Genomic DNA, 5756 nt, shown 5'->3' with positions numbered 1-5756 from the left:
TACCGTTAGATTTACAGCGTCTTCCACATAGTCATAGTAAGTCGCCTCCATGCCATTATTAGGCATAATACTGTAGGCTATTCTATAATTAGCTGGTGGCAAAGGTAAACGCTTTATTTTACAAATAAATAACCCACTTCTATTTATAACACCAAAATCGCTTTGAGTAAGCCTGCTGTGTTGGATAAAAACTGGTGCATCCCACTCAGTTTTTACCATTAAACTTGCAACAGTTTTTTTTAGCTGATTTCCTGGTTTAAGCTCAAAATAAAAATAAATGTTGATATTCTGACCGGAAGCTGCTGTGTCTAAAATATTATCTTCCTCATCTCTAATTTCAATCGCCACTACCCTGATTTCGCCCGAACCTTGCCTGTCAGTGCGCTCTTTTAGAGAAATGACACTTGCCGAAAAATTTGTGAGATACTTGCTTATTGAATCGGTCTGGTTACCGACATATTGAAGTTTCCCCTGATGCAAGACAATACCACGCCGACATAGCTTTTCTACTGCTGCCATATTGTGGCTGACAAACAAAACTGTGCGACCTTCCTTGGTAGCGACATCTCCCATTTTTCCCAAACACTTCTTTTGAAAAGCAGCATCTCCAACCGCCAGCACTTCATCAACTACTAAAATTTCTGGTTCTAGGTGTGCTGCTACTGCAAAGGCTAGCCTCACATACATTCCAGAAGAATATCTTTTAACCGGGGTATCTAAAAATTTCTCTACTTCAGCAAAGGCGACAATCTCATCAAACTTTTGTTTAATTTCTGCTTTACTCATACCCAGGATAGCACCGTTAAGATAGATATTTTCTCTGCCAGTCAACTCTGGGTGAAAACCTGTTCCTACTTCCAACAAACTTGCTACGCGACCTTTGATAAAAATGCGACCTATGCTTGGTTCTGTAATGCGACTCAAAATTTTTAATAATGTGGATTTGCCTGCACCATTGCGACCGATGATACCTACTACGTCGCCCTGCTTAATCTCAAACGATACATCCTTCAAAGCCCAAAATTCTTCATAAGCCGGATGGGAAACTTTTTTGCCAAAAGGGTTGAGTAAATTTCGACTTAAATTCTTTGCTCCTCGTACCATTGACTCGCGCAAAGTCCTATAAGGCAATCGTTCTTGATGCCCAATTAAGTATTTTTTGCCCAGATTTTCTACGCGGATTACAGTATCAGACACGCCCTCAATTCCCACCTAAATTACACTAGCTAACCAACTTTCTATAAACACCCTTTTCATTTTTCGCTATTTTCAAGGAATGCTTTAACTTCCCTACGTTTTTGTATTCTTGCAGAAGATTTACCCTTTCTTTGTTTCTTATCCTTGCTTTCTGTTTTCTAAAAGTAACTTAAAATTGCGGTACGTTAAATACCAAGGTACAAACAGATCCAACGGAATAAAGTGGTAATTTTTATTGCGCTTTAAATCTCGATATAGCAGGTCTATCATGACTCCTTTTAAATGTACGTTGTAAGCATTATGCAAAAACCATTTAAATGTAATTTCTTTATAGGTGGGGTAGCTAAATCTTAAGTATCTCCAGAATGTATCCAAAATAGAAGGAATGCTGTCATGACGAAGATGGTTAACAATTGCAGCGGGTTCGTATACAATGTGATAACCTTTATCGTAAATTCGCTTTGACATATCTACATCTTCTCCATTCGTTCTTAACTTTTCGTTAAACCAGCCCACCTCTTCTATTACAGATTTGCGGATCAGACTGTTGTTACCATACATGAATGGAGGGTCAGACAAGCGATCGTCTCCCCAATCTTGAGTCATGTGTACTTTGCGCCAGCGATCGGCCCATGACTCTTGTACGAACTCTACTAACCTACCACCTGCGACCGCAATTTTTTCATCTTCTTCTAACGAGGGTACCAACTTTTCAAGCCAATGAGAATCCGCTACACAATCGGCGTCTAAAGATGCCACCCATTCATTGCTTGCATTCCGAAATCCGGTATTGCGGGCGGCGGAAAGTCCTTTATTAACCTCATGCTTGATGATTCGCACCGGGTATTGCGAAGCAATTTCCACAGTGCGATCGCGACTGCCATCATCGATAACCAAAATTTCATCTACCGCATAGGTCTGATTTAATATTCCCTCGATACAACGAGCGATATACTTTTCGACATTGAAGCAGGGAATGTATAGCGAAATTTTTGGCATCGGAGCTTTTCCCACTAAACGATATAGAACAGACTAATTTTGTCTCAAATCCTCTACTAATATCTGCATTTTTTTGCTGCCGTCTACTTCTCGTTTGTAATTTGAATCAATGGCAGCTCCCTCATACTTTTCTAGTTTGCCCTGTTTGCGGAGTGTATGCAGTGGAGTCCCCTCTATTTCAGCAGTTCCCGATTCTTGGAAGCTATCAAAAGGTAGAGAAGCGATGAAGCGTTTTGTGTCTAGCATCTCCTCCTTTGTTTCTCCTGGTAAACCGTATGTGAAAGTGCCGTGAACAGTCATGCCGATTCGCTTTAACTCGCGCACGATCTGCGCGGCATACTCCAAATCTAAGTGCTTGTTGACGATCTTGTCTACCACTCTTTGATTCCCGCTTTCAAACCCTAACTTGACGCCAAAACAACCACTTTCCTTCATCAGCTGCCAGGTTCCCATTTGGATGGTATCAGCTCGACACATGGCTGACCAAGGAATACCAATACGAGACATTACTTCGCACATTTTCACAACATGGTTGTTGCCCAAGTTGAATGTATCGTCGTCGAAGTAAATACACTTGAATTGGAAGCGATCGATTAATTCTCGAATAAAAGCTTCCATATACTCCGGCGAGTACTGGCGTACAGTCCGCGTTTTCGTCCCGTCCGGGTCGTTACCGGTCATAGCGGCAGGCCATACACAAAAGATACACTTAAACGGACAACCGCGACTGCTCCAAATCTGGGCGTGAGGGGCTACTTGCCCAACTGGATTGCCGTCCCAGTAACGGTGAGCGTGAAGTTCATCAAAATAAGGAAAGGGCGCTGCGTTCATTTCTGCTACAGTGAGCAGGTCAAAGTCAATAATCCCCGATTCTCCTTTGAGGACGCGCACGCTGCCTTTTTCGTATTCACCTCTAATGCAGGCGTGAACGGGATAATTATTGAGGATTTCTTCTGACTTAATAGTTGTAATCGGCCCTGTTACTACGATTTTAGTATCTGGCAGGCGTTTGTGGATTTGTTCGATCAAAGAGCGATCGTGTTCCCAACTGGGTGTGGCAATTTCAATGAATATGTAGTCGTATTTTTCTGCTTCTAAATGCTGAAAATAAGTCTTGTACGATTCCCGCAAAGCAATACTGTCACGGAAACGCACATCATATCCCGTTTCCTTTTTGGCATAAGTTGTGGCATATCCCATAAAAAATGGGTAAGGTAGGTATTCGCCAAACTTAAAATTATCTGGGCTACAGTTACTGACGTAGGTAAAAGGCCATCGGGAACCTGCTCTGACGCCAACACGCCAGTGTCTTTTCCAGAACCAGTATCTGCCTTCTTTTTTTTCCCACCACGGGGGATTGCTAAATAAAATTTTCATACTATTTTCTCCTTTTTTTATAATCAGTACATAACAATCTGGGTCATTGACTTGGGGTTTGATAGGAAAAATTTATAAGCATTCCCCCAATAAGGGTCCCATTTGCTCAATTTATTAAATAGCCGTATCAATCCTCTTGCCTCTACCCAGGTTCCCACTCCCGCACATTTCACACTCTCAAAATAAAGTCTAAAGATCGCGATTAAACGTAAGTGTCCGTAAACCGTAAAATGATCTCCTCTTACCGCATCTTGCCCTTGGGGAGAAGGAACTTCTATTTCAACATTACCATTTTTATTTAATACTCGTGAAAATTCTAGAACGGCTTCAGATATTTCTGCTTTACCTCGCCACATATCTTCGTTTAGATGTTCTAATACATGATTGCACAAAATTTTTGACATCACTCCATTTTTGAATGGTAGATATCTCAAGTCGCAGATTACATCCGCTTTGCTAGACTTTTCAAAATCGACGTTAATAAAACCAGGCAATGGTCGTTGTCCGCAACCTGCATTAAGTAATAATTCTGCTGTATTGTCAACATTAATTGTGTCCGCCGTGGCTATAGGCGGGTGGTTAGTGGGTATAGCTTCATTAATAACCATAATAGGAGTTCCATTTTCGATCGGATAAAGCCAAGTTCCATCTTCATACAATAAGCCACCATCGATTTTATTTTCGACTTTGTGACCGCCTCTGGTTTTTATTTCTTCTCGTTCAATGCGAAAGTTTAGTTCGTCTATTAATGGCTGACTCGCCAAATGAACAGATTTTTTTGTTTCCGGGCAGACCAGTATGGCTTGGATTTTTTTATTGAGCATTTTTCGTCTTCTCCTGCCTAAATTACATCAGCAAAAGTGCGTTCTGTTTTGCGAAAGTACCATATACCGCTGGCAAATAACAAGGCTACCAATGCTAAAGATAAACTAAATCCCGGCCAATAAAGTTTAAATTCTCCACCCAATATAGCCCAGCGAAAGCCGTCAATCACTCCTACGATCGGATTCAAAGAGTAGAGCAAACGCCAATGTTTCGGTACTATGGTACTACTAAAACCGACTGGCGATATGTAAAGACCAAACTGCACGATAAATGGCACGATATATCGGAAATCGCGATATTTGACGTTCAGCGCTGCTAACCATAACCCTGCGCCCATTGCTGCTGCAAAGGCAATCAAAATAAACAGAGGTAGCGTGATTATACGCCAATCGGGCACAAAATTGTACCAAGCCATCAGCGCTAGCAAAATTATGCCAGAAACCATAAAATCTACAAAACTAACGATTACGGCGGAAGCAGGTACTATTAAGCGGGGGAAGTAGACTTTTGAAATCAAATTGGCGTTGCTAATCAAGCTGTTGCTGCACTCTGTTAGCGCGTTGGCAAAGAATTGCCAAGGTAGCATAGCGGCAAAAACCAGTATGGGATAGTTGACAGTGGGAGTCTTATATGCTAATCCTGCCAATTTGCCAAACACAATAGTGAAAACAACCATTGTCATAAAAGGTCGAATCAAGGCCCAGGCAATGCCGATCGCAGTTTGTTTATACCGTACCAGAATATCCCGCCAAGCCAAGAAGTAGAATAACTCCCGGTAGCGCCACAGGTCTTTCCAGTATTGCTTTTCAGTGCGACCCGCCTCGATGATTAATTCTGGTTGACTGGAGTAACTCATATATGCAATGTATGGCAGGTAACAATTTTTCAGGTCAGAGGCGAGAGGTGCTTAGCGCCCAGAGGTCTTCAGTACCTACAAGCTTCATGCCTTCGATTCCGATAAGCAATCCGTGTAAGTTTGTCAGTGTTTGAGTGTTTGTTTACTCAAAAGGTTCCCATATCCCAGACTAAGATAACATCCTTGTCAAGGCGATCGACTCACTTAAACCCAAATCGCCCACCAGGGTCAGAAACCGGGTTTTTTGTCACTGATTAAACTTGGAGGTCTATATTTTTCGTAGAGAAACCCGGTTTCTCAGCTTTTGTACTAACCATCCTGGCCGATTTCACAGCTTACTTAAAGTTTTTGCACATCTACCTTAAGGATTAGTTTGGGTTTTTTGACTGAAGTCTGAGCGTCATAGCGAAAGTCCACTAAAGTGGACTGAAGAGAAGTTTTTAGTCCACTTCAGTGGACTTCAGCTATTAGGCTGGGATTTGAATCCCAGACGGGTGTGGGG

At 41.9% G+C, this 5756-nt stretch carries 5 protein-coding genes; all 5 read right to left on the bottom strand.

The annotated features are described in order from the left end of the window. A partial coding sequence (locus H6S82_RS15480) for an ABC transporter ATP-binding protein (protein WP_347339506.1) occupies window positions 1-1197 on the bottom strand: 1197 nt, incomplete at its 3' end. A gap of 138 nt (window positions 1198-1335) precedes the next feature. Beyond that, complete coding sequence (locus H6S82_RS15475) at window positions 1336-2196, bottom strand: glycosyltransferase (protein WP_190461245.1); 861 nt, start codon at window positions 2194-2196, stop codon at window positions 1336-1338. A gap of 33 nt (window positions 2197-2229) precedes the next feature. Then, window positions 2230-3573 carry a radical SAM protein gene (locus tag H6S82_RS15470; RefSeq protein WP_190461243.1) on the bottom strand — a complete coding sequence of 448 codons (1344 nt, stop codon included), beginning with the start codon at window positions 3571-3573 and terminating at the stop codon, window positions 2230-2232. Window positions 3574-3596: 23 nt separating this feature from the next. Beyond that, window positions 3597-4397 (bottom strand): hypothetical protein, encoded by an 801-nt coding sequence (locus H6S82_RS15465; protein WP_190461241.1) that lies wholly within the window; start codon window positions 4395-4397, stop codon window positions 3597-3599. Window positions 4398-4414: 17 nt separating this feature from the next. Further along, window positions 4415-5254 carry an ABC transporter permease gene (locus tag H6S82_RS15460; RefSeq protein WP_190461238.1) on the bottom strand — a complete coding sequence of 280 codons (840 nt, stop codon included), beginning with the start codon at window positions 5252-5254 and terminating at the stop codon, window positions 4415-4417. Window positions 5255-5756 lie beyond the last annotated feature (502 nt).

It is taken from the genome of Planktothrix sp. FACHB-1355 (assembly GCF_014748295.1).
Lineage (GTDB): Bacteria > Cyanobacteriota > Cyanobacteriia > Cyanobacteriales > Aerosakkonemataceae > Aerosakkonema > Aerosakkonema funiforme_A.
The sequence above is the reverse complement of the archived record's forward strand: the minus strand, read 5'-3'. Positions and strand labels throughout refer to the sequence as shown.

Excerpts from the sequence above, each read along its gene's own strand:
- H6S82_RS15475 (WP_190461245.1), bottom strand. The coding sequence starts at position 2,196 with ATGCCAAAAATTTCGCTATACATTCCCTGCTTCAATGTCGAAAAGTAT.
- H6S82_RS15470 (WP_190461243.1), bottom strand. The coding sequence starts at position 3,573 with ATGAAAATTTTATTTAGCAATCCCCCGTGGTGGGAAAAAAAAGAAGGC.
- H6S82_RS15465 (WP_190461241.1), bottom strand. The coding sequence starts at position 4,397 with ATGCTCAATAAAAAAATCCAAGCCATACTGGTCTGCCCGGAAACAAAA.
- H6S82_RS15460 (WP_190461238.1), bottom strand. The coding sequence starts at position 5,254 with ATGAGTTACTCCAGTCAACCAGAATTAATCATCGAGGCGGGTCGCACT.